The sequence below is a fragment of the Cycloclasticus pugetii PS-1 genome (assembly GCF_000384415.1).
Taxonomy (GTDB): domain Bacteria; phylum Pseudomonadota; class Gammaproteobacteria; order Methylococcales; family Cycloclasticaceae; genus Cycloclasticus; species Cycloclasticus pugetii.
The window spans coordinates 263,993-289,306 of record NZ_ARVU01000001.1 but is presented as its reverse complement, the minus strand read 5'-3'; the positions used below and the strand labels follow the sequence as shown (position 1 = coordinate 289,306).

24 protein-coding genes are annotated in these 25,314 nt (G+C 43.6%); 15 read left to right on the top strand and 9 right to left on the bottom strand.

Annotated features, from left to right (window positions below; all coding sequences use genetic code 11):
* Positions 1-125 precede the first annotated feature (125 nt).
* Complete coding sequence (gene pyrC / locus CYCPU_RS0101435; protein ID WP_020161720.1) at positions 126-1,157, top strand: dihydroorotase; 1,032 nt, start codon at positions 126-128, stop codon at positions 1,155-1,157.
* Between the two features lie 66 nt (positions 1,158-1,223).
* Here the strand turns inward: pyrC and CYCPU_RS0101430 are convergent, their stop codons facing one another.
* Entirely contained in the window at positions 1,224-1,919 is a 696-nt protein-coding gene (locus tag CYCPU_RS0101430; RefSeq protein WP_015005099.1) for an MlaA family lipoprotein, read from the bottom strand.
* Between the two features lie 140 nt (positions 1,920-2,059).
* Between CYCPU_RS0101430 and rnt the strand changes: the two genes are divergently transcribed.
* Complete coding sequence (rnt, locus tag CYCPU_RS0101425; protein WP_015005098.1) at positions 2,060-2,683, top strand: ribonuclease T; 624 nt, start codon at positions 2,060-2,062, stop codon at positions 2,681-2,683.
* Here the strand turns inward: rnt and grxD are convergent.
* Both grxD and CYCPU_RS0101415 read right to left on the bottom strand, forming a co-directional pair.
* The gene (gene grxD, locus CYCPU_RS0101420) at positions 2,670-2,987 is read right to left on the bottom strand and encodes a Grx4 family monothiol glutaredoxin (RefSeq protein WP_015005097.1); all 318 of its coding nucleotides are present in this window, start codon (positions 2,985-2,987) and stop codon (positions 2,670-2,672) included. The genes rnt and grxD overlap by 14 nt on opposite strands.
* Before the next feature lie 56 nt (positions 2,988-3,043).
* Positions 3,044-4,573, bottom strand: coding sequence for a hydantoinase B/oxoprolinase family protein (locus CYCPU_RS0101415; protein ID WP_020161718.1), 1,530 nt, complete (start codon positions 4,571-4,573; stop codon positions 3,044-3,046).
* A gap of 115 nt (positions 4,574-4,688) precedes the next feature.
* Between CYCPU_RS0101415 and CYCPU_RS0101410 the strand changes: the two genes are divergently transcribed.
* The 7 genes from CYCPU_RS0101410 to cpdA all read left to right on the top strand — a co-directional run bounded on the left by CYCPU_RS0101410 (position 4,689) and on the right by cpdA (position 12,934).
* The gene (locus tag CYCPU_RS0101410; protein ID WP_015005095.1) at positions 4,689-5,855 is read left to right on the top strand and encodes an aspartate aminotransferase family protein; all 1,167 of its coding nucleotides are present in this window, start codon (positions 4,689-4,691) and stop codon (positions 5,853-5,855) included.
* A 26-nt stretch (positions 5,856-5,881) separates the two neighbouring features.
* Positions 5,882-6,787, top strand: coding sequence for an ornithine carbamoyltransferase (gene argF, locus CYCPU_RS0101405; RefSeq protein WP_015005094.1), 906 nt, complete (start codon positions 5,882-5,884; stop codon positions 6,785-6,787).
* A 32-nt stretch (positions 6,788-6,819) separates the two neighbouring features.
* The gene (locus CYCPU_RS0101400) at positions 6,820-7,485 is read left to right on the top strand and encodes a TIGR04211 family SH3 domain-containing protein (protein ID WP_223253196.1); all 666 of its coding nucleotides are present in this window, start codon (positions 6,820-6,822) and stop codon (positions 7,483-7,485) included.
* Positions 7,486-7,510: 25 nt separating this feature from the next.
* Entirely contained in the window at positions 7,511-9,205 is a 1,695-nt protein-coding gene (gene ilvD / locus CYCPU_RS0101395; RefSeq protein ID WP_015005092.1) for a dihydroxy-acid dehydratase, read from the top strand.
* 59 nt (positions 9,206-9,264) lie between these two features.
* On the top strand, positions 9,265-10,410 hold the full coding sequence (gene argE / locus CYCPU_RS0101390) for an acetylornithine deacetylase (RefSeq protein ID WP_020161716.1): 1,146 nt from the start codon (positions 9,265-9,267) through the stop codon (positions 10,408-10,410).
* A gap of 63 nt (positions 10,411-10,473) precedes the next feature.
* On the top strand, positions 10,474-12,027 hold the full coding sequence (gene argA, locus CYCPU_RS0101385) for an amino-acid N-acetyltransferase (RefSeq protein ID WP_016391013.1): 1,554 nt from the start codon (positions 10,474-10,476) through the stop codon (positions 12,025-12,027).
* 76 nt (positions 12,028-12,103) lie between these two features.
* Positions 12,104-12,934 carry a 3',5'-cyclic-AMP phosphodiesterase gene (gene cpdA, locus CYCPU_RS0101380; protein ID WP_269493031.1) on the top strand — a complete coding sequence of 277 codons (831 nt, stop codon included), beginning with the start codon at positions 12,104-12,106 and terminating at the stop codon, positions 12,932-12,934.
* Here the strand turns inward: cpdA and CYCPU_RS0101375 are convergent, their stop codons facing one another.
* On the bottom strand, positions 12,935-13,435 hold the full coding sequence (locus CYCPU_RS0101375; RefSeq protein ID WP_015005088.1) for an RNA pyrophosphohydrolase: 501 nt from the start codon (positions 13,433-13,435) through the stop codon (positions 12,935-12,937).
* 194 nt (positions 13,436-13,629) lie between these two features.
* On the opposite strand from CYCPU_RS0101375, the gene CYCPU_RS0101370 reads away from it, so the two are divergent.
* From CYCPU_RS0101370 to CYCPU_RS0101350, 5 genes are read left to right on the top strand one after another with little or no spacing between them, the layout of a single operon-like run.
* The gene (locus CYCPU_RS0101370) at positions 13,630-14,283 is read left to right on the top strand and encodes a histidinol-phosphatase (RefSeq protein WP_020161714.1); all 654 of its coding nucleotides are present in this window, start codon (positions 13,630-13,632) and stop codon (positions 14,281-14,283) included.
* 3 nt (positions 14,284-14,286) lie between these two features.
* Positions 14,287-14,853 carry a DNA-3-methyladenine glycosylase I gene (locus CYCPU_RS0101365; RefSeq protein ID WP_015005086.1) on the top strand — a complete coding sequence of 189 codons (567 nt, stop codon included), beginning with the start codon at positions 14,287-14,289 and terminating at the stop codon, positions 14,851-14,853.
* A 3-nt stretch (positions 14,854-14,856) separates the two neighbouring features.
* A complete protein-coding gene (cysG, locus tag CYCPU_RS0101360) occupies positions 14,857-16,236 on the top strand; it encodes a siroheme synthase CysG (protein WP_015005085.1) in 1,380 nt (459 codons plus the stop codon).
* 4 nt (positions 16,237-16,240) lie between these two features.
* Positions 16,241-17,146, top strand: coding sequence for an alpha/beta fold hydrolase (locus CYCPU_RS0101355; protein WP_020161713.1), 906 nt, complete (start codon positions 16,241-16,243; stop codon positions 17,144-17,146).
* Between the two features lie 19 nt (positions 17,147-17,165).
* Positions 17,166-18,137, top strand: coding sequence for a WD40 repeat domain-containing protein (locus CYCPU_RS0101350; protein WP_016391017.1), 972 nt, complete (start codon positions 17,166-17,168; stop codon positions 18,135-18,137).
* A gap of 310 nt (positions 18,138-18,447) precedes the next feature.
* Here the strand turns inward: CYCPU_RS0101350 and CYCPU_RS0101345 are convergent, their stop codons facing one another.
* From CYCPU_RS0101345 to CYCPU_RS0101325, 5 genes are all read right to left on the bottom strand, one after another.
* Entirely contained in the window at positions 18,448-19,203 is a 756-nt protein-coding gene (locus CYCPU_RS0101345; protein WP_015005082.1) for an OmpA family protein, read from the bottom strand.
* A 163-nt stretch (positions 19,204-19,366) separates the two neighbouring features.
* Positions 19,367-20,134: an OmpA family protein gene (locus CYCPU_RS0101340; protein ID WP_016391018.1), complete on the bottom strand. Its 768-nt coding sequence runs from the start codon at positions 20,132-20,134 to the stop codon at positions 19,367-19,369.
* A gap of 84 nt (positions 20,135-20,218) precedes the next feature.
* A complete protein-coding gene (locus CYCPU_RS0101335) occupies positions 20,219-20,404 on the bottom strand; it encodes a hypothetical protein (protein ID WP_020161712.1) in 186 nt (61 codons plus the stop codon).
* Positions 20,405-20,513: 109 nt separating this feature from the next.
* Positions 20,514-22,139: an acyl-CoA synthetase gene (locus tag CYCPU_RS0101330; RefSeq protein ID WP_020161711.1), complete on the bottom strand. Its 1,626-nt coding sequence runs from the start codon at positions 22,137-22,139 to the stop codon at positions 20,514-20,516.
* A gap of 110 nt (positions 22,140-22,249) precedes the next feature.
* Positions 22,250-24,019, bottom strand: coding sequence for an acyl-CoA dehydrogenase C-terminal domain-containing protein (locus CYCPU_RS0101325; RefSeq protein WP_015005078.1), 1,770 nt, complete (start codon positions 24,017-24,019; stop codon positions 22,250-22,252).
* 295 nt (positions 24,020-24,314) lie between these two features.
* On the opposite strand from CYCPU_RS0101325, the gene CYCPU_RS0101320 reads away from it, so the two are divergent.
* Positions 24,315-25,256 carry an MBL fold metallo-hydrolase gene (locus CYCPU_RS0101320; RefSeq protein WP_020161709.1) on the top strand — a complete coding sequence of 314 codons (942 nt, stop codon included), beginning with the start codon at positions 24,315-24,317 and terminating at the stop codon, positions 25,254-25,256.
* Positions 25,257-25,314 lie beyond the last annotated feature (58 nt).

Below are 25,314 nucleotides of genomic sequence, written 5' to 3'. Positions count from 1 at the left end.
GTTGTTCTTGTTATACGCTTGCACTAAACACAACTGGGTATTTTCAATGATTTACGAGGTCTATAGCAAGCAATGTATGTAAAATAAACGCACTTTTATAGCTTCATCATGCGATTGATACAAATATGACGACTCAACTGACCATTACTAAACCAGACGATTGGCATTTACATTTACGCGACGGCCCCGCCCTCAACACAACGGTTGCTTTTAGTGCCCGGCAGTTTCAACGTGCCATTGTGATGCCTAATTTGGCACAACCTATTGTTAATGCTGAACGAGCCAGTGCTTATCGACAACGAATTTTAGACGCTTTACCAGAAAAAAGCAGCTTTCAACCATTGATGACGATCTACCTCACCAACGACACCTCGATCGAAGACATCAAACAGGCCAGCCAAAGTGACTATATTTTTGCAGCAAAACTATACCCCGCAGGCGCCACCACTAACTCATCTAACGGTGTCGCAGATGTATCCGCACTCTTTCCTGTGTTAGAAGAAATGCAAAAACATGATCTCCCGTTATTGGTCCATGCAGAGGTCACCGATACAGATATTGATATTTTTGACCGGGAAAAAGCCTTTATCGATAAATACCTTACCTCTATCAGAAAGACATTTCCTGAGCTACGCATTGTTTTAGAACATGCCACAACGCAGCAGTCCGTTGATTTTGTACTTGAAAACAACTACACCGCCGCCACGTTGACACCACAACACCTCCTTTTCAACCGTAACGACTTATTAGCGGGCGGCATCCGTCCACACAATTACTGCCTACCCATCTTAAAACGTGAAACACATAGGCAAGCATTGATTAAAGCGGCCACCAGTGGCAACCCGAAATTCTTTTTAGGCACCGACAGCGCCCCCCACGCAACAACGGCTAAAGAAAACCAGTGCGGCTGCGCAGGTTGCTTTACTGCTTATGCCGCTATTGAGCTTTATGCAGAGGCCTTTGAGAAAGAAGGCGCTCTAAATAAGCTGGAGGGGTTCAGTAGTTTTTATGGGCCCGATTTTTATCGCTTACCAAGAAACAAACAGACGTTGACACTCAGCAAAGAAAGCTGGCAAGCACCGCCTAGCTATTCTTTTGGCACACAATCGTTAACGCCTTTTCGTCAGGAAACCCCTTTACAGTGGAAAATGAAATAACCTTTAGGCTGCAGCTAAAGCAATAAAAAAAGCCCCGTTTAAACGGGGCTTTTTTGTGTACTCTAATTATTCGTCATCGAAAATATCTTCATCATCCAACGGAGGATTTCCATCGTAAATTAAATAATTACGACGCTGGAAGTGCGCACTCCTTTCAAACTCATATGGGTCTAACGCAGCTTGGTCTGCAATTTTCTTTGCTCTAATCAAATCAGCGCGGGTATCTACACCTTTGAGCACCATCGTCGCCCACCTTGCATCAGAGTCATCAATTTGCTGAATAGGGTCAACAAACGTATCTGCATAAATACCTAGCGTGTCACGCAACGTACTTGACCCTAAAATAGGCAGCACAACATATGGCCCTGTGCCTACGCCGTAAGCCCCTAATGTTTGCCCAAAATCTTCATTGTTTTTTGGCATCCCCATGTCAGTAGCCATATCAACAAAACCAAGCACACCCACCGTTGTGTTAACGAGCACACGACCACCATCCGACAAGGCTTGATTAAACTTAAGCTGTAGAATGTCATTAACAAATACCACCACGTCATCTAAATTACTAAAGAAGTTCGTAATGCTTTGGTCGACAATATCAGGTGTTACATACTGGTAACCTTTTGCAACAGGCTCAAGAACATATTCATCTGCTTTTTGATTAAACTTGTACACCCCCCTATTCACAAACTCTAAAGGGTCATTTTCTTCTTGTGAGGTTAGCGATGCACAGCCGGACAATAAAGCCGCCATGGCAACAAACATACACACAATTCCTTTTCTAAAACACACCGATAATCTCATGAGAACTCTCTCTTAGTAATTTTTAATGCAACTTTATAAAGCCGCCAAAGGCTGCTTGACTTATTATAGCGAAATATTCCTAAATTGTTAGTCTAGAGAAAATGCTAAATTCTGATGTAAACACGATGGCCAATCGTTTTCGTAGTTATCTACCAGTCATCGTTGACCTTGAAACCGCCGGGTTTAATGCCACAACAGATGCTTTGCTTGAAATGGCAGTTGTCATTCCCGCTATGGACGAATCGGGGCAGCTTATTATTGAATCATCTCATCGTGAGCACATCATCCCCTTTGAAGGCGCTAACCTTGACCCTGCTGCATTAAAGTTCAACGGTATTGACCCGTATCACCCTTTCCGCCTAGCAATTGATGAAAAAGAAGCTCTTAGGAAGTTATTTGCCCCCGTAAGGGCAGCTGTAAAAGCACAACAATGCACCCGTGCTATTTTGGTTGGGCACAACCCTGCTTTTGATATTGGTTTTATGAATGCCGCGGTAGAACGCACACAAATCAAACGAAATCCTTTTCACCCTTTTAGCACATTTGATACGGCTACTTTAGGTGGGCTCGCATACGGCCAAACGGTATTAGCTAAGGCCGCCAAAGCCGCTGGCATGGACTGGGATAGTGAGCAAGCCCACTCGGCGCTATATGACGCCGAGCAAACCGCTATTTTATTTTGTAAGATCGTTAATCAATGGGATGCCTTTGCTAAGCAGCCTTAATTTTATCCAGCATAGTTTTCAGCTCTCCGCTTTCAAACATTTCAATCATAATATCAGCACCTCCGACTAATTCGCCGTTCACATAAAGCTGAGGGAATGTTGGCCAGCTTGAATATTCTTTCAGGCCTTCGCGTATTTCGTCATCATCAAAAATATTAACGTAAGCAAATTCGACTTCACATGCTTGTAAAATTTGCACCGCCTTACTCGAAAAGCCACACTGCGGAAAATACGGCGTGCCTTTCATATACAATAAAACGGCGTGATTTTTTAGTTGATCTTCTATTCGTTCATTTACAGACATATCGACACCTTTTAAAAACAATTTCTTGAATTATACCCTGAATATTTAGAATAAGTCTAAACTCCATAGCCTCCACCGCCCGGTGTTTTAATTGCCAAGCAGTCACCCACACTAACATCCACGCTAACTTTTGCGGCTAAACGCGTTTCATTTAGCCAGTTTTCACCACACTTTCCTGCCTGCCCACCTAATACCCCCCATGGTTTATGCCTCCTTCGTTCTGTTAACAAAGTAATATGCGCCGGTTTCAAGAACTCTATTTCTCTAATCAACCCATCGCCACCTTTAGTTTTTCCTTCTCCACCCGACCCACTGCGGACCTGATAACGCTTAACCCTAAGAGGGTAATGCATCTCTAAAGACTCAATAGGCGTGTTTAGGGTATTGGTCATGTGTGTTTGCACCGCTGACAAACCATCAAACAGGGCGCCCCCGCCCATTCCACCACCAATCGTTTCATAGTAATTCCAACTAACACCCTCAGTTTTAGCGCCCATTGCCACATTATTCATGCTGCCGTGGCTAGCGGCCGGAAGCTCTTCTGGAACAGCCTGCGCTAACGCGCCGATCACCACATCCACCAATCGCGTGCTGGTTTCCACATTCCCAGCTGCCACGGCAGCAGGCTTTATCGCATTAATCAACGAACCGTGTTCCGCTATTATTTTAATTCGACGATAAACACCAAAGCACGCCGGAGTATTAACTGGCATTAAGCATCTGAAGACGTAGTAAACAGCCGCCGCCACTACTGATAAAGGACAATTGATATTACCTGTCACCTGGCTGGCTGTACCCGCAAAGTTAGCAATAACCTCGCTGTTATTGATTGTTAAACTGAGTTTGATCTTGATATCTTTAGCACCTAGACCATCATCATCCATGACATCCTCAAAATGATAAACTCCGACTGGAATACGCCGTAATAATTGCAACATCAAACGATCACCATACTCATTAAGGTGTGTTAATGCCCGCTCATATTTCTCAGCACCCATGTCCTCCACAACAGACAATAATCTTTGCGCCCCTCGCTGGTTTGCACTGATTTGCGCATTAAAGTCTCCAGTGGATTCAATCGTATGACGTAATGCCTGCTTTATTTGTTCAAACTCCGCAGATACTTGGTTACCTCGCATGATCTTTGTCGGTGAAATAACCAGCCCCTCTTCATCTAAATGCGTTGCCAATGGCATAGAACCTGGCGTCTCGGCACCTATATCGGCATGATGTGCACGATTAGCAACAAAACCAACTCGCTTCCCATTCATATATACAGGGCATACCAGCGTCACGTCAGGCAAATGCGTTCCACCTAAGTAAGGGTCATTAAGCGCCAGCATATCGCCAGGTTGCCAATCTACCTGCTCAACAATATCTTGCATTGCGTACGCCATACTGCCTAAATGAACGGGAATATGGGCAGCTTGCGCACACAATTGACCTTGCGCATCAAAAATAGCGCATGAAAAATCCAAACGATCTTTTATGTTTGGCGAAAAGGCTGCCCTCTGTAAAACGGCCCCCATTTCATCGCAAATAGACTCAATTCGACTTGAAAAGATACTTAACTCAATGGCATCCATAGTTGATTAGTTGCTGATTTTCATATAGAGAATTATAATGATAGATCAACAAAATAGGCAGCCAGATTTGGCTGCCTTTGTTTTTGTACCATAATACAACTTGATAAGGTTCGTTATGCACCACCATATTATGCCAACTTACGCTTCAATGCCGGTTCGCTTTCTCAAAGGCGAAGGAGCTTGGCTGTGGGACGAAAACGGCAATAAATACCTTGATGCTCTATCAGGCATTGCTGTTTGTGGTTTAGGTCATGCTCACCCAGAAGTCGCTAGTGCCATCAGTGATCAAGCCCATACGCTAATGCACACCTCGAACCTTTATTATATTGATAAACAAGAAAAACTGGCTGACAAGCTTTGCGAGCTCACTGGCATGAATGATGTTTTTTTTGCTAATTCAGGTGCAGAAGCTAATGAAGCCGCTATTAAAATAGCCCGTCGCTTTGCTCACAGCAAAAATATCCAAAACCCTATTATCGTTACTATGGATAAAAGCTTTCACGGCCGTACATTAGCGACCCTAACAGCAACTGGTAATTTGGCAATAAAAGAGGGCTTCTCGCCGCTTCCAGAGGGCTTTTATCATGCCCCATACAACGACATCAACGCTCTCGACACGCTTTCAAAACAGTTGCCCAATATCGTCGCTGTGCTTGTTGAACCCATCCAAGGTGAAAGTGGGGTTAACATTCCTAGCGCAGACTACCTTAATAAATTAAGTGACTTGTGCGAAAAGAATGACTGGCTACTTATGCTGGATGAAGTGCAAACTGGTGTTGGCCGCACCGGCAGCTTCTTAGCCAGCCAACAAAATGGCATCCAAGCCGACGTTGTTACAATGGCCAAGGCCTTAGGAAATGGCGTACCTATTGGTGCGTGCCTGACGTCTAAAAAAGCCACCGGCTTGCTCACTGCTGGCAGCCATGGCTCAACATTTGGTGGCAACCCACTCGCCTGCGCTGCTGCTTTAAAAGTTATTGAAATTGTAGAACGTGATCAACTCGCCAGCCGCGCCACCCAGCTAGGCACTCAAATGGCTGAAGCATTTAAGTTAAACCTAAAACACTGCGAGCACGTTGTAGAGATTAGGCAAAAAGGGCTAATGATTGGCATTGAGCTATCAACCCCCTGTTTGGACTTGGTCAATAAAGCGCTTGAAAAGAAGTTACTCATTAATGTAGCCGCCGGCAATACGGTGCGATTACTGCCGCCGCTCACTATTAGCGATGATGAAGCCGCACAAATAACCACATTGGTTAGCGACTTGATTATTGCCCACTAACCCATTCTTTCTGTAAAGTATCTATTATGGTGAAACCACGTCATTTTATTACCCTGAACGATTTAAGCGCCGACGAGTTACGCTCAATCATCCAGCGCGCTATCGAATTAAAAAAAATGCGTGTTGATGGCATTATTCATGAGCCCTTAAAGAATAAAGTTCTCGCGATGATTTTTGAAAAATCATCAACCCGCACTCGCATCTCATTTGAAACCGGCATGACGCAGTTCGGTGGTAGCGCATTATTTTTGTCCCCTCGCGACACGCAACTAGGACGAGGCGAACCCATTGCAGATTCTGCGCGTGTAATTTCCCGCATGGTAGACGGTATCATGTTACGTACCAACAACCACGAAACCGTGACTACATTTGCAAGCAACTCCAAAGTGCCTGTGATCAATGGCTTAACCGATCGTTTCCACCCTTGTCAGTTATTGGCCGATTTACAAACCTGGTTTGAATTACGTGGCGATATCAAAGGGAAACGTGTGTGCTGGGTTGGTGATGGAAACAATATGTGCCAATCATATATGAATGCGGCAAAATTACTCGACTTCCAACTCACTATTGCCTGCCCGGTCGGTTACGAACCAGAGCAAGCCTTACTTTCCGCCACGGCTAGTCATGTAGAACTTTTTCAAGATGCTAAACTAGCCGCCCGTGACGCTGACCTTGTTGTCACCGATGTTTGGGCCAGCATGGGGCAAGAAGAAGAGCAAAAAGTACGCGAGCAAGCCTTCAAAGAGTATCAAGTTAATTCAGCACTGATGTCTGTTGCCAAGCCTGATGCTTTATTTATGCATTGTTTACCTGCTCACCGTGGCGAAGAGGTTAGCCCAGAAGTGCTTGACGGAAAACAAAGTGTTGTTTGGGACGAAGCTGAAAATCGCTTGCATGCTCAAAAAGCACTACTAGAATTTTTAATGGAATAATGAATCCAATCCTTACATATAAAGGTCGTTTTGTGAAAAAAATACTATTGATACTCACTCTTTTAACAAGTACTGCCATCATGGCGCAACCCGCTTATGTCTCAGATGAGCTCGAAATCATGGTTCGCTCTGGCAAAAGCTCTAAGCACCGTATTATCGCCACACTAAAAAGCGGCAAAATGGTCAACGTGATCGAGACTGACCGACCATCCGGTTATTCAAAAATCAAACTAGGTAACTCGCGCGAAGGCTGGGTTTTATCACGGTTATTAAACAAAACCCCTTCAGCCAAATCTCGTTTAGCCAAGGCTGAAGCCGAGCTGGCAGCGCTTAAAACCAAGTTCAGCGATACCAGCCAACAATTGACTCAGCTGAGCTCAGAAAAAGGCAGCCTAGATACCGAAACCTCTGAGTTAAAAGAAATCAACACTGCATTATCACGTGAATTAGCACAATTAAAGGAAACCTCCAGTAATGCCGTGCAAATTCTTGAAGAACGGAACCAGCTTCAACAACGCGTCGTAACGATTGAACGCGAACTAGAAAGCCTGAAAAGAGAAAATGATATGCTGATAAATAGTGACGCGTTAGATTGGTTCCTAGTCGGCTCCGGCGTCTTACTACTTGGTATTATCCTTGGTTTTATACTTCCAAAAGTTAGTTGGCGTAAAAAATCATCTTGGCAATCTTCATTCTAATTAACCCAACTTATACGAGCACAATATGTCAGACAAAAAGAACGATAGCAGAAAATTTTCCTCCCAAGTAGTGGATGGTATGGAACGCGCACCGAGTCGTGCAATGCTTCATGCGGTTGGCTTTAATGATGAAGATTTCAAAAAACCACAAGTCGGCGTCGCCTCCACATGGGCAATGGTGACCCCGTGTAATATGCACATTAATGGCCTAGCCGATGACGCAGCCAAAGGCGTTAATGCAGCCGGTGGCAAAGGGGTTATTTTTAACACCATCACCATTTCTGATGGCATTTCAATGGGCACCGAAGGCATGAAGTACTCGCTGACGTCTCGTGAAGTGATCGCCGATTCGATTGAAACTGTAGTTGGCTGTCAAGGTTTTGATGGTGTTGTTGCTATTGGTGGTTGTGATAAAAACATGCCCGGTTGCATGATTGCATTAGCGCGTCTAAATCGCCCAGCTATTTTTGTTTACGGCGGTACTATTTTATCGGGCTGCCATAAACAACGTAAATTAGATGTCATCTCAGTTTTTGAGGCCGTAGGCGCTCGTGCAAATAACCTGATTGATGACGACGAATTGCACGCCATCGAATCAAAAGCGATTCCTGGTGCTGGCTCATGCGGAGGCATGTACACCGCAAACACCATGGCCTCTGCTATTGAAGCGATGGGCATGAGCTTGCCGAACAGTTCTGCTCAAGCAGCTATTTCAACGGACAAGAAAAAAGATTGTGAAGATGCCGGTAAAGCTGTTTTAAAATTACTAGAGCTCGACATCAAGCCTCGCGATATCATGACCCGTAAAGCCTTTGAAAACGCTATTACCGTTGTGATTGCCCTAGGCGGATCAACCAATGCTGTTCTTCACCTATTAGCAATGGCACATAGCGCCAACGTTGACCTTAAATTAAACGACTTTACCGAAATCGGTAAACGCGTGCCAATGGTCGCCGACTTAAAACCCAGTGGAAAATATTCCATGGGTGAACTAATTGAAATTGGTGGCATTCAACCATTAATGAAAATACTCTTAGATGCTGGTTTATTGCATGGTGATTGTTTAACCGTTACCGGTAAAACGCTAGCTGAAAACTTAGCTGATGTTGCGCCTTACCCAGATGATCAAGATGTTATTCATTCGCTAGACAATGCCATCAAGAAAGACAGTCACCTCGTTGTCCTTCACGGTAACCTTGCCTCCGAAGGCGCTGTCGCTAAAATTACCGGCAAAGAAGGTCTTGGTTTTACAGGAACCGCTCGCGTCTTCGACTCTGAAGAAGATTCGATGGCCAGCATCCTTAGTGGATCCATCAAGGAAGGTGATGTTTTGGTTATTCGCTACGAAGGGCCTAAAGGCGGCCCTGGCATGAGAGAAATGTTAGCGCCAACATCAGCCATTATGGGCAGAGGACTGGGCGATAAAGTTGCCTTTATCACTGATGGCCGTTTTTCTGGTGGAACACATGGTTTTGTTGTGGGCCATATCACTCCCGAGGCGTTTCAAGGTGGGGCTATCGCTATTGTTGAAGATGGCGACACGATTACGATTGATAGCGTAAAAAATGAGTTACGTCTGCACCTAGACGATGAAGTCATTCAACAACGTCTTGCAAATTGGAAACAACCTAAACCGCGTTACACACGTGGCGTTCTTTCCAAATATGCAAAATTGGTCAGTTCAGCTTCAGAAGGCGCTGTGACTGATAAAACCAGCTAATTAGGATGATCCCACTCCTTTTTGGCTTGTACTCATAAGCCTTGATCACACCACTTAATATGCTTGACATGATGCGTGCCTTAATTGGCACGCCATCAGTCAGCAGCACTAATCAGTCGCTCGACCAGAGCAACCTTCCAGTTATTCACTTACTGGCCGATTGGTTAGAAAACCTTGGCTTCACTGTCTCAGTTGAACCGCTTTCAAACCACCCCGGAAAAGCCAATCTCATCGCCACCATCGGCCCTAGCCACAAAGGCGCAGATGGCTTGGTCCTTTCCGGGCATACCGATACAGTGCCTTATGATGAACATCATTGGCAACAAGACCCCTTTAAACTTACCGAAAAAAACAACCATTTCTATGGCTTAGGCAGTACTGACATGAAGTCTTTTTTCGCGCTGGCCATCGATGTTGCTTCACGCTTTAATCCTAAGGATTTCAAACGACCACTGACAATACTGGCCACTGCAGACGAAGAAAGTGCAATGACTGGGGCTCAAGCACTCACCAAAAAACAGTTCCATCATGCTAAGTATGCCATTATTGGCGAACCCACTGGATTAACACCCATTCGCATGCATAAAGGTGTGATGATGGAGTCTCTTGTTGTTACCGGGCAAGCTGGCCACTCTAGCAACCCTAATTTAGGCGCTAGCGCCACCGAAGGGATGCATAAAGTCATCAACGAGTTATTAAAATGGCGTGATGACTTACAACGCAAACACCAAAACCCAAGTTTTGCTATAACCTCACCAACGATGAATATCGGATCTATACATGGTGGCGACAACCCCAACAGAATTTGCTCGCACTGCGAAACTCAAATAGATATCAGACCACTACCTGGCATGGATATCGACACGTTAAGGGCCGACCTGCAAAAACGTCTCAACAACATACTTTCTATCGACAGTAAACTGACGCTAGCTCATCGCCCTATTTTTGCTGGCGTACCGGCCTTTGAAACAGCCGCTAATGCAAAACTGACTCAAATGGTCGAGTCTCTGACTGGCAAAAAAGCCGAAGCAGTTGCCTTTGGCACAGAAGCACCTTTTCTTAATAGACTTGGCCTTGAGACCCTCGTCGTCGGACCAGGGAACATTGACCAGGCTCACCAAGCTAATGAATACATTCCTGCGGATCAAATAACGCCTTATTGCAACTTTATGCAAAAAATAATCTCTAATATTTGCATAAAATAGGCTTTTAATTGCAAAAAATTAATATTTTTTGCAATTAATGCAATAAAAATATAATATTCCCGCATGGAAGATGATGCAAATTTTATTATTCGGCAGTTTGGAGGCGTAAAGCAGCTAGCTAAGGCCATTAATAAAGACCCCGCCACTATTTACCGTTGGACTTACCCAAAAAGCAAGCATGGTACCGATGGGCGAGTGCCCTCTTCTGCCATGAAGAGCATTATCGACGCAGCCAACGAACTGAATATATCCCTCGAGCAAGGTAAACATAATCCCCTCCCTCGGTTTGGCAAAGGTGAGCCGATAGCCCCTCATCAATTTATTAATTGGTTTAGGAATACGGCCCCTTATATTCATGCCCATCGGGGGAAAACATTTGTCATAAACTTTAGCGGTGATGCTATCGATGACACATTATTCTCAACATTAATGGAGGATATTGCGTTACTTCATAGCTTAGGTATTCGTCTTATCCTAGTTCACGGTATCCGCACCCAGCTAGAGAAGAAACTACATGAACACCAGCACCCTAGCCGTGTTTTTCAACACCTTAGAGTCACAGATAAGCTAACCCTTGAATTAGCAAAAGAGGCCGCAGGAACAACACATACTAATATTGAAGCTAAGCTATCAACTCGTCTAGCCAATCTCGCCTCTTCTGGCTCGACCATTAATATTGCTTCTGGGAATTTTATCGTTGCAAAACCACTCGGTATTATTAATGGGGTTGACTACCAGTTTACAGGGGCTGTGCGCCGCGTTAATAACGAAACCATTTCTAAAACGCTGGATGCAGGCCAAATTGTTCTTATTTCACCCTTGGCGTATTCACCCGCCGGTGAGGTCTTTAATTTACGTAGTGAAGAAATAGCAACCGAAATAGCGACCGAAATAAAAGCTGATAAACTCATCATAATGACCGAGCGAGCGGAGATTCTCACCAAGAAAAACAAACTCATTCGCCAATTAACTACCGAGCAAGCACAAGCCCTATTAACGTCCTCTGACAATCAACAAGACGATGCTTACTTGCACTTGCAAGAAGCCATTCGCGCCAGCCAGTTAGGTGTAAAGCGAATTCACCTAATTGACCGAAATATTAATGGTGGGCTGCAATTAGAACTGTTTACTCGGCAAGGCTCAGGCACACTGATCAGCATTCAGCCCTTTGAAGACGCACGCCCCGCTACCATTAATGACCTCCATGGTATTATCGAACTTATTCGGCCCTTAGAAGAAAAAGGCCTTCTTGCCTACCGCCCTAGTGAAGCCATTGAAATGGATATTAATAAATTTCATGTGATTGAACAAGATGGCTTAATAACAACTTGCGCAGCCCTTTACGAATACCCCGATGAGCTGATGGGCGAGTTAGCTTGCGTAGCTGTTCACCCCGATTACCGCACTGGGGAACGGGGCGAATATTTATTGAGCATGATAGAGAATAAAGCTCGCAGCCATGGGTTAACCCACTTGTTTGTTCTCACAACACAAAGCAGCCATTGGTTCGCAGAAAAAGGGTTTTCTCCCGCCACCCTGAATGATTTACCGGCCGAGAAACGCCTCCGTTACAACCAAACTCGCCGCTCAATGGTGATGATTAAAAAAATCGCTTAAGGATCTATTCTTTCTCAGCGCAATTTTAAAATCAGCGGCTATACTTAGAGAAACTTTAAATTGTTCCAAAAGATTCTTGAAAAAAGCTAACGTTTTCTCATCTGCTCATTGCGAACCTTCGAGCATAAAAGTTCTCCAACTGACTGATATGCACCTGATGGCGTCTGTTGATGATCAATTGGTAGGAGTTAACACTGAAGAGAGCTTTCTGTCCATTTTAAGCCTAGCACAACAACAAAGCTGGCCACCCGACCTTATCTTTCTCACTGGCGACCTAAGCCAAGACGGCTCCATTCAGTCTTACCAACGCCTGATTGAGCATTTAAAAAAGCTCGGCATCCCGTGTTACGTGCTTCCTGGCAATCATGACACCTCCAGCACCTTAACCAGCCTGTTTTCAACACCACCCGTGATGTACCAGCCTTTTTTACATCATAAACAATGGCTCTTTGCATTTCTCAACTCTGAAACACCTGGTGAAGAAGGCGGGACTCTAGACGAGCAGGAGGTAGCCAACCTCCAGCAAGAAATCGATGCTCATCCCGCTAAGCATGTGCTCATCTGTTTGCATCATCAATTAAAGCCTGTCGGCAGCCAATGGCTAGATAGTATGTGCGTTGCAAACCCAGCGCCTCTTCTTTATTTAATCGAGAACAACCCAAGCGTGCAAGGCATTATTCATGGGCACGTCCACCAATCGTTCAGCAGTACCATTGCGGGTAGTCCCGTCTACTCCACACCATCGACCTGCTTCCAATTTAAGCCTTTTAGCCAAGAGTTTGCTATAGACAATATAGCACCTGGTTATCGTTGGCTGAGCTTAACAACCAGTGGCGGGATACACACGGATGTTATCAGACTAGCAACTACCCCCAATAACCTCGATCAAAACTCTGCTGGGTATTAGTTATTTTTTAAAAATATTAGGCGTAATCCCCGGGAATAAAAAAGACCACATTTCGGTTAATGCACTTAAATACACATTACGCTTGAAATACACAACATCGAAAGCCGGCTCCCAATAATCAGCCCAGCGCCAGCTATCAAATTCTGGTGTCTCCGTTTTATCAAATGTAATATGTTTTTCTTCACCCACCAACCGTAACATAAACCAAATCTGCTTTTGACCTCTACACACTGGTGAACGATCCCTACGAACATAACGTTTAGGTAAGTCGTAATAGACCCACTCTCTTGTTTTTCCAACAACTTCAACATGCTCGGGTTTTAAACCAATCTCTTCATACAACTCACGATACATCGCCTCTTCATGAGTTTCACCCTCATTCATGCCGCCTTGAGGAAATTGCCAACCACTTTGATTCGCACGCCGTGCCCAAAACAATTTATTGTGTTGGCTACATAAAATGATGCCAACATTATGTCGGTAGCCATCGTCATCAATCATGATTCATTTGTTAAACTAAAATTTAATATTGATTATTATAGCCACGTTTAGACACAGTGCGACCATCCATAACAAAATGATTGGGAATCACCAATATTTATGTCAGACTTACAGTTAAATCACATTAATGGGGGCTAGCGCCTCTAGCAACATTGATGTAGCCCTCATAACCTACTTGTAAACATAATACGCCCATGAGCCTTGCCATCTTTGACCTCGACAATACCTTAATTAGTGACGACAGTGACCACCTTTGGGGCGAGTTTCTTGTTGAGAAAAAACTCGTCGATGGCGATGATTACGCAAAAGCAAACACCCAGTTCTACAACGATTACTGTCAAGGTAAGCTGGATATCGGTGAGTATCTGAGTTTTGCATTATCATTTCTTGCCGATCACCCCGTTGAAAAGCTGCATCAGTGGCGCGAGCAGTTTATTGATGAAAAAATTCGCCCTTTGATACTAACCTCAGCACAGGACCTAGTTGAAGAACATCGTAATAAAGGCGATACCTTAATGGTAATTACCGCCACCAATCGTTTTGTTACCGAACCTATTGTGAAGCTTTTCGGCATCCCAACAGTATTGGCAACAGAGCCCGAGTTCGTTGATGGTCGATATACTGGAGAATATGTTGACACTCCTTGCTATCAAGATGGGAAAGTATCCCGGTTAACACAATGGCTTGCTGATAATCAGGCCGACCTCAGTAATAGCACTTTTTACAGTGATTCACATAATGACATTCCCCTATTGGAAAAAGTCACCCACCCCGTGGCTGTTGACCCAGATGAACAACTGAAGCATCACGCCATTAAAAACGATTGGCCAATTATTACCTTGCGATAACCCATGGGTGATAAGACACGTTGCCCTTGGGCCCAAAAACCACTCGATATTCTGTATCACGACCAAGAATGGGGCGTACCCTTAACAGACGAACACAAATTATTTGAATACCTGATTCTTGAAGGCGCTCAAGCAGGCCTTAGTTGGTCAACAGTGCTACAACGACGTGAAGCTTACCGTGAGCTGTATGATCATTTTGACCCAGCTATCGTCGCGAAGTATAGCGACAAAAAAGTAAATCACCTATTACAAGACGAACGACTCATACGTAATAAACTTAAAATAAAAGCCAGCGTCAAAAATGCTATTGCTTTTATAAAGACACAAAAAGAGTTTGGTAGCTTTTCTAATTACTTATGGCAGTATGTAAACCATCAGCCACTTATCAACCAATGGGAGCGACCCGAACAAGTGCCGAACGAAACAGACATGTCCAGTCGACTAAGTCGTGATTTAAAAAAAAGGGGCTTTAGTTTTGTTGGCCCAACCATTTGTTACTCGCTCATGCAGGCTACTGGCCTTGTTAATGATCACCTAACTACCTGTTTTCGACATTCAGAGTTAAAATAGACCATGGATTACCTTCCGCTTTTTCATAAACTTGATAAACAAAACTGTCTACTAGTTGGCGGGGGCTCAGTGGCTACTCGAAAAGCTCGCCTGTTATTAGAGGCTCGCGCTAATGTCACTGTTATTGCTCCAACGCTATCAGACGAATTATCTCAGTTGGCTACTGATCAGCAAATACACCATATTAACCGAGCTTTTAAACCAACTGACACCCTCGACTTTCATCTAGTTATCTGCGCCGTCAATGACGAACAAACTAATGCTCAAGTCTCCTCTGAAGCATGGGCAAACAACATTCCCGTTAACGTTGTAGATCAACCTCAATTATGTAGCTTCATTTTTCCTGCCATTGTTGACCGCTCTCCGATGACCATCGCCATCTCAAGTGGCGGTGTTGCACCTGTCTTGTCTCGCTTAATGCGTGCAAAGCTTGAAACGCTGCTCCCACAATCTTTAGGGAAATTAGCAAGCCTTGCTGCCGAATGCCGTCAGGCTGTGAAAGATCATTTCTCCAACATCAAGCAACGACGCATTTTCTGGGAAACTATTTTCAATGGCCCTGTCGCCGAACTCAGTTACCAAGGGCAGCATGAAGAGGCTAAAAAAGGCTTGCTGCAGGCTCTACATAAAGCACCTGATGTCGCTACCAACGGCAAGGTTTATCTTGTAGGCGGAGGCCCAGGCGACCCTGAATTATTGACATTAAAGGCGTTAAGGTTACTTCAATTGGCAGATATCATTATCTACGACCGTCTTGTATCTAACGAAGTCCTAAACTTATCCCGTCGCGATGCTGAGCGTATATACGTCGGTAAACAACGCAGCAAACATAGTGTGCCGCAAGAAGGCATAAACGCCTTATTAATAAAAATGGCCAAAGAAGGCAACCGTGTTGTACGACTAAAGGGTGGCGACCCGTTTATGTTCGGTCGCGGTGGTGAAGAAATTGAAACGCTTATCGATGAAGGCATCGCTTTTGAAGTGGTTCCCGGTATCACAGCTGCATCTGGGTGCGCCAGTTACTCAGGCATCCCACTCACTCATCGAGATCACGCGCAATCATGCATGTTCGTCACGGGGCATTTAAAAGACAATACGGTCAATTTAGACTGGGACCAACTGGCCAAACCCAACCAAACTATTGTGATTTATATGGGGCTAATTGGACTTCGGCAAATTAGTGAAAAACTTATTGAACGACAATTATCAGGCAGCACCCCTGTCGCCCTCATTCAAAAAGGCACAACAGCAGATCACCGCGTCATCATTTCTGATTTATTACATATCGCCGATAAAGTGGACCAGCTTAAACCAAAACCACCTACTTTAATTATTATTGGCTCCGTTGTTTCCTTACACAATAAATTGAACTGGGTTCACTAACACTATGCCTTTTATTCAACTTGAACACCTTAACGTCCATTACGAGCACCAATCAAACGGCGATATACCCATTATCCTGCTACATGGCAATTTTGGCAGTTGGCATTATTGGCAACCTTTTTTACAACAGTTGCCTAATGGCTTCCAAGGGTACGCACCCGATTTCAGGGGTTGTGGTGACAGTGAAGTCACTAGCAGTGGCTACGATATAGAAACGCTCAGCGAAGACATTCTGCAGTTTGCCGACCAACTAAAGCTAGATAAATTTCACCTTGTTGGTCATTCATTAGGCGGTGCTGTCGCCCAACAGTTAGCAGGCACTAATGCTGATCGAATTATTACCTTAACCTTGGTTGCTCCTGCCCCTGCTGAAGGCATGGCATCATTAAAAAATATTTCCAACCAGGGCTCTTTTTTTTCACCCGAACATATCTTTCACTTCCTAGGCACTATTGGTTTAAAACGAAAGCTGTTAATGACCAGCTTTAAAAAAGCCATGCCGAGGCTCAACTACAATAAATTCTATCTCAACCTGATCGTTGAAGATGCTCTTAAAATGGATATAAAAGCATTTAATGGTTTTTTGTCCACGTTAAAAAAATGGAATGGCACACATTTACTAAAGCACTTTAAATTCCCTGTTTTAATTATGCATGGTGACTTAGATAGCGTTATCCCCCTACAACCACTAAAAAATATGCAACAGCATATTGATAATTGCCGATTTCATACCTTTCATGGCGTTGGTCATAGCCCACAATTAGAACAACCAAAGGCTTTTAATAAGGTACTAACAGCCTTTATGGAAGGTCACAAGATTGAGCCGATAACGGAGGAGTCCTTCAAAAAACCACTCAGCTTGTTCGCTCAATTAAAATTAAAACTAAAACTAAAACGTATTTTCAAATAACCCGACGCCCCTTATTAAGATGAGTCCTTTTTTAAAAAACATTTATCTTATTAGCCTTATTTTTTTACTCCAAGCGTGTCAATATCAGACCGATGTCGAGCAACAATGGGTGCATGATAAAGCGGGCTTACTCAATGCAAGCCTATCTAAAGACGGTTCACTAGCCCTTGTCTCTATAACAAATGGTGTAGCACAACTCATTGAAGTAGCTACCAACACCGTACTACACCGCTGGCAACACACCGATAACAATAAAGGCATTATCGCCACTGCAATATCTGCTAATAATAAGTTTGCCATTACCGCTGAGAGTAACTCCCTTGCTTTATGGGAAGTCAAAAGTGGCAAAATTATTGGCTATTGGGACTTTCCTAATATTACAGATATCGCTATTTCAAGCAATGGTCAACATGCTCTTATCGGCATGGAATCGAACAAAGCCTATTACTTCGATCTTTATTATGGAAAAATCATTTACAGCTTCAAGCACAATGGTTTTGTTAATACTGTCGCTCTATCACACAACGGACGTTACGCTATTACAGGAGCTAATGATCAATACGCAAAGCTCTGGGACCTTAAAACTGGAGAGTTGACCCAACAATGGCGCCAAAACTTTAAAATATTTAATGTCGCTTTATCTGATGATGGTCGTTATGCGATGAGTAATGCATCCCTAGGAAAAACCAAACTATGGGATACTGAAACTGGCGATAAACTAAGCCAGCTTCCTATGAGGTATATGACTGTTTCCGCTAGCCAGTTCTCAACCGACTCCCAGCACCTACTTACAGGTAGGCCCAATCAACGAATTGACTTATGGGATGTTAAAACAGGCAGCCTGCTTAACACATGGATGCCAAAAAAAGACGTTATATGGGGCAATGAGGCCGCCGCTATTATTGCCTTGGCTTTCTCATCTGATGGACAATATATATATAGCGAAACGTCCAGCGGCATCGCACAAAAATGGAAAATAACGAATAAATAATTTTTCTGTCGACCATACAGCTCGCTGTTCTTTATTAGCCAAGCAATCCCAACCCTAAGCGGAAAAAATAATAAAAATATCAGCGACTCCCGCCAGAATAAACTCATTTGGTGTATCTGCTAGTACTAATCTTGCCCAGTCTGTCAAAGACAAGCTCATAGAAAAGCACATAAACCTAACTTCGTTGGCATAAAGCTCATTGGCAGTAACGCCACTTTTGAGTTTTAAGATTACGCCTAGCCTTACTAATTGGTTTATTTTTTACAAAAAAAAACGGGGCAAAAGCCCCGTTTTTTCATTTATTAAGTAACTATTTCTTTTCGCTCATCTCCACACGACGATTCTTAGCACGCCCTTCAGAGGTAGCATTATCTGCAACAGGCTTGCTTTCACCATATCCGATTGTTGAGAGCATGTTTTCATCACAACCATGTGTAATCATAAAAGCACGAACTGATGCTGCACGCCTTTCAGATAAACCCTGGTTATACGCATCTGTACCTTGTGAGTCAGTATGACCAGCTATCAACAAGTTTACATCCGCATAATGCTTACGATGAGCCATTGCTATGGGTAGTAAAATAGCTTTCGCAGAATCAGTCAACTCAGCCGAGGCCGTATGAAAGTTAACGCCTTCCAAAACTAAAGCATCCACACAACCTAATGCATTTACTTTCGCACCAGGTGCAGAGTTGGGGCACTTATCTTTATAGTCAGCAACCCCATCATTATCACTATCTGTGCTACAACCTTTACTATCAACAGCTGCCCCTGCTGGCGTACCCACGCATTCATCACGACTGTCAACGACGCCATCAGCGTCTGTGTCAGGCTCGGCATCTGGTACGGCTTCAGCCTCGTCCCCACAAATTAAACTACCTAAGGAACCACCCACTACGGCCCCAATGCCTACCTCTGTCGCACCTTCAACAAATGCGCCAGCCGCACCGCCTAATAATGCTCCGCCTATGGCACAATTCTGCCAACTTTCTGTTTCAACAGTTGCACAGCCACTGACTAACACTACTGATGCAAATAATGCTGTCAGTTTTTTGTAAATTCTCATTATTCTCTCCATTTAATTTTACAATTAATTTATCCCTAGACGTTGATTCTAACCTAAACGAAGCAAAGATCAACATCCCAACTCTGCACTCTACTCTATGACTTATTCTTATGCACAAAAAACGGGGCAAAAGCCCCGTTTTTATCACAACCTTAAAGTTGTTTTACTTTACTGTTAACTCAACTCGGCGGTTAAGTGCACGCCCTTCTTTTGTTGCATTATCAGCAAATGGTTTTTCTTCCCCATAACCTGCTGCTGTTAATTTACTTTCATCGCAACCTTCAGCAATCAAAAACGCACGAACTGCTTCAGCACGACGTTGAGACAAGCTTAAGTTATATTCTGCTGGTCCTTTAGAATCAGTATGACCACCAATTAGCAAAGCCACATGTGAATGATATGCTTTATAGTTATCAGCAACTTGCACTAAAACCTGCTTTGCTTCGTCCGTCAACACAGCTGAATCAAAATGGAAGTTAACACCTTTAAGCACTAGAGGTATAGCGCAACCAAGCTCATTAACTACAGCACCTGGAGCTGAATCTGGACATTCATCTTTATAATCAGGAACACCATCACCATCACTATCTAATGCACAACCTTTGCTGTCTACTTTTGCACCCGCTGGCGTATTAGGGCATTGGTCCAAGCTATCCACAACACCATCACCATCAGTGTCTTTTTCTGGAGCCGGAGCCGCGACTTCTTCTTCTGCCATTAATGCACAAATAGTCCCACCAATGACAGCACCACCAATCGCACTAACGATTAAATCAGACCTATCATGATCATCGCCAAAACCGCCTGCTGCGCCACCAATTGCAGCACCTGCCATAGCACAATTTTGCCACTTGTCAGTCTTAACTGAGGCACAGCCCGATACAAATAATGCGACGACCAAAACAGCCGCTAAGTTTTTGAATATCTTCATTTCTTACTCCATATTAGTAAATACTTCACAGTCATTGTAGCCCATTTTCCAGATACCGCACAAAAAAACGAGCATAGAACTGCGTTAAATCAGCTTTTGTTTACTTACCTTACACCGCCGACAACGGTATAAAGTCACCAATTTACCTTGTTTAACATCAAATTGCTGGTCTTTATCGATCGCCCATGCATGATGGCCATTTCGACATAGCGTCCCCCCTTTATGCTTTTCAGACAGCGTTTTCTTCTTAAATGGTATTATTGTCGCCATGGTTGTAATTTATTGGCCGCTCGAGGTTATTTTCATACCAACCTTACTTGAGCACCCAAAGACTAAAGGGCTCTCTGGTATTGATCATTACTCCAAACATGGCAGCGAATTAGTGCTTTATCTCGTTTGCCTGTTCTCTTAATGTGAATTTCTGAATTTTCCCAGTCGATGTTTTTGGCAAGCCACCAAATACAACATATTTCGGCGCTTTATAATGCGCCAAGTTTTTCCTACAAAACGATATGATTTCTTTTTCTGTGGCGTTTTCACCTTCTTTCAAGGTCACAAAAGCACATGGCTTCTCACCCCATACATCATCATATTTAGCAACAACAGCTGCCTCTAAAATAGCTGGATGACGGTACAAAACAGATTCAACTTCTAATGTGGATATGTTTTCACCACCTGAAATGATGATGTCTTTTGATCGGTCTTTGATGTCTATATAGCCATCTTCATGCCACACAGCTAAATCCCCCGAGTGAAACCAACCGCCTTTAAATGCTTCGTCAGATGCTGACGGGTTTTTTAAATATCCCTTCATCACATTATTCCCACGCATAAATACCTCGCCCATACTCACGCCATCTTTAGGCATCGGTTCGAGTGTTTCTGGATCCGCCACCATTAAATCTTCCAGCATTGCGCTCCTAACCCCTTGTCGAGCTCGAAGCGCTGCTTGTTCATCAGACGGCAACTCATCCCATTCATCATGCCAAGCACATACTGTACAAGGGCCATAAGTTTCAGTTAATCCATAAACATGTGTCACACTAAAACTCATTTCTTCCATTTTCTGAATAACCGCTGCCGGCGGCGCTGCGCCAGCCGTCATAACTTTCACTTCGTGCTCAATGCCTTGTTGATGCTTCTCTGGCGTATTGATCAGCATGGTGAGAACCGTCGGTGCACCACAAAAATGATCTATTTTTTCAGACTTAATAAGCTTAAAAATCGTCTTCGGTAACACACTACGCAAACAAACATTTGTGCCCGCAGAAGCAGCAAGACTCCAAGGGAAACACCAGCCATTACAATGAAACATTGGAAGCGTCCAAAGATAAATAGGGTGATTGCCCATATCCCAGGTCACTATATTATTAAGTGCGTTTAGGTAAGCCCCGCGATGATGATAAACAACTCCCTTTGGATTACCCGTGGTTCCAGAGGTATAGTTCAATGTAATCGACTGCCACTCATCTTCTGGCAAACTCCATTGAAATGTCTCATTACCTTCAGCAACGAGCATTTCATATTCAACCTCGCCAATGGCCTGCCTTGAGCCAAATGTTGCATCCTCCACATCAATTACTAGCGGGGATACCTCGGCTTCCTTTACTGCCGTCGCCATAACATCAGCAAACTCAGCATCAATAAAGACCGCTTTGCTTTCAGCATGGTCCAACTGAAAAGCAACTGATTTAACATCTAAACGTGTATTAATTGAGTGTAATACTGCGCCCAACATTGGCACAGCAAAGTGTAATTCAAACATCGCTGGAATATTTGGCAACATCGCTGAAACGGTATCTCCTTTTTTCACCCCTCTGCTCGCAAGCGCCGAGGCTAACTTAACGCAACGAAGATACGTCTCAGCCCAAGTTATTTTCTGCTCACCATGGATACATGCTATTTTATTTGGATAAACATCTGCCGCCCTCTTTAAAAAAGTAAGTGGCGAAAGTGAGACATAATTGGCTGGATTTTTATCCAATGACATATCAAAAAGATTCATACAAGAAACCTGTTTTTTTATTTATAAATAATAACCTATGAACTGTCTCCGAAAAAACAAAGCCCGTGAAGACAGCTGGGCCTTATCTTTTTAATTTAAATCGTTTAAAGCTAAACGATCAACTCTTCACTTGGCTCCATAACACAGCGGCTTCCCGACATAACCACAGGAGCCAAACCATGAACACGCGGCAAAAGCTTTGTTGCAAAGAAATTAGCTGTCGCTAACTTGCCTTGATAGAACACGCCTTCTTTTCCACTGGCAACCTTAGCGGCTCGTAGCCAATAATACCCTAATGAAACTAAGCCAAACATCTGTAGATAATCTACCGCCGCTGCCGCGGAATCATTTAGATCCTCTTCTTTCGATTTAATCAACCAAGCCGTCACTTCTTCTAAGGCACTTAGGGCAGATGTTAATGGCTGCGTAACAAATGCCATCTCAGCACTCGCCGAGGCGAGCTCGCTTTTTACCTCAGCAAAAAAATCAATCGGTAACTGCCCATCATTCATTGAAAGCTTGCGGCCAACCAAGTCCATCGCTTGAATTCCATTCGTCCCTTCATAAATACAGAATATCTTACTGTCACGCATATTCTGCTCCATACCATGTTCTTTGATATAACCATGACCACCATACACTTGCACACCTAGGCCTGACACTTCCACACCCACGTCAGTAATAAACGCCTTACACACCGGCGTCATCAAATCTACCCGAGCCTTTGAAGCATTTCGTACTGCCTCATCAGGGTGGTTTTCGGATAAATCAACATGTTTAGCGGTGTCGTACGCCATCATTCTGCAGCCTTCTGTTAATGCTTTCATAGTGAACAACATACGGCGCACATCCGGGTGAACAATAATAGTATCACTATCAAATGAAGACTCGGCCTTACGGGTCAGTGGACGCCCTTGTTTACGTTCTTTTGCATACGTTATCGCATTTTGTGTTGCACGCTCAGCAACGCCAAGTCCCTGCAAACCGACCATTAAGCGAGCTGCATTCATCATCACAAACATATTTTGAATGCCTTTATTGAGCTCACCCACTAAATAACCTTTTGCATCAGTAAAATTCATCACACAAGTGCTGGAGCCATGAATACCCATTTTCTCTTCAATATTGGCGCACTCTGCTGCGTTCCGCTCACCTAATGAGCCATCCTCATTAATCAAAAATTTAGGCACAACAAACATACTGATACCACGAATACCTTCCGGTGCACCGGGTGTTCTTGCTAATACCAAGTGAATAATATTGTCGGTTAGATCATGCTCGCCTGCTGTAATAAAAATTTTATTACCTTCAATCAAATAACTGCCATCTTCTTGTGGCACAGCTTTTGTTCGCACTTGTCCAAGGTCACTACCAGCACCGGGCTCTGTCAGACACATTGTGCCACTCCAATCACCGAGGCTTAAATGGCTCATATAGGTTTCTTTTTGCGCTTGTGTTCCGTGCGCTTTTAATGCCTCATACGCCCCATTGCTTAGGCCTGGGTACAAAGAAAATGCAGCGTTCGCTCCTGATAGCATATCGGTAACCGCTGTCGCTAGAACATAAGGTAGCCCTTGGCCATCGAACTCAATGTCTTTATCTAGCCCAATCCAGCCACTTTCTGCATAAGATGCATAGGCTTCTTTAAATCCCTCAGGGGTGGTTACCTCACCGTTGTTTAACGAAGCACCCTCGGCATCACCAGACTCGTTTAGAACGCCAATAGTATTATCAATTTGCTTAGCGGCCTCATCAAGTACACCCGTAATGATGTCTTCCGTTGCATCTTCAAACTTTTCAATCTCGGTTAAAGAACCAACATTGATAATTTCATTTAAAACAAACTCCATATCTTGCACTGGGGATTTATACGTTGCCACGCTCGCTCCTTTATTTTTCATTAAAATTATAGATTCAGTATATCAAACTTTATACTCCCTCTAAGCATGGGAAATAAGGCCTCGCCTTTTTACATAAACTCACTATATTTACTGTTACAAAACATACCCCCCCTGCCGTAACGTCTTAATCCAACAGTTCAAACTACCGTTTAACATTAGTATTTTCTCGGCACTAGCCTCATATAAAAAGTTTGCTTACACGCTCCAATACAGTAGTCTTTAGTTTGAAATATCAGCCCTTACTTAACTAAAAACAAACCCAACAGGCAAACACATGGAAAAACCAACCTATAAATCGTTAGGGCATGGCATTAGCTGCATCGACACGCAATATATTCGGCCTGGTTTAGCCAGTTGCTACCTCATTGAGCAAAAAAATCATGCTGCGTTTATTGATACTGGCACCAATTTCACAACCCCTCTATTACTAGAACTTCTTAAAATCAAAAACATTCCTGTTGATAATGTTGATTTCATTATCCCCACACATGTTCACCTAGATCATGCAGGTGGTGCCGGCAGCCTCATGCAACAATGCCCTAATGCTCAACTTATTATTCACCCACGAGGCGCTCGACACATGATCGACCCAAGCAGGCTCCAAGCAAGCGCTTCGTCTGTATATGGTGAGGCAGAATTCAAAAAACAATACGGCAATTTGGTCCCAATCGATCAACAACGCGTCACAGAAGCTAATGATGGGCTTAGGTTAAACTTTCAAAATAGGCTACTTGAATTTATTGATACACCAGGCCACGCAAAGCACCACGTGTGTATTATCGACAAAACCAGCAACGGCATGTTTACTGGAGATACCTTTGGTGTCGCCTATCCAGAACTGACTGTTAGCGGTCAACCGTTTATATTCCCGCCATCTTCACCGGTAGATTTTGACCCTGCTGACTGGCTAGAATCTATTGATAAACTTATGAACACCCAGTGTGATCGTGCCTACCTTACGCACTTTTGCATGGTAGATAATTTAAACCCACTCGCAGAATCACTTCGTCAACGCATAAAAATATTTGCCGACCTTGCCTTGCAGACAACATCTGACAAGGACTTGGGTGATAAAATAAAAAACTATTTTGTGGAAGAAATTCGTGCGACAGGCTGCCAAATCAGCCAAGAAAACCTGTTTAAAATTCTAATGTTAGATATAAGTCTAATCATCCAAGGCTTAAGGGTTTGGGTTGAAAAAAACACCTCAAAATAGTATTATGACCGGCTGTTCAAACTATAAAACGTAACAAATAAAAAAATAGTCACTAGCA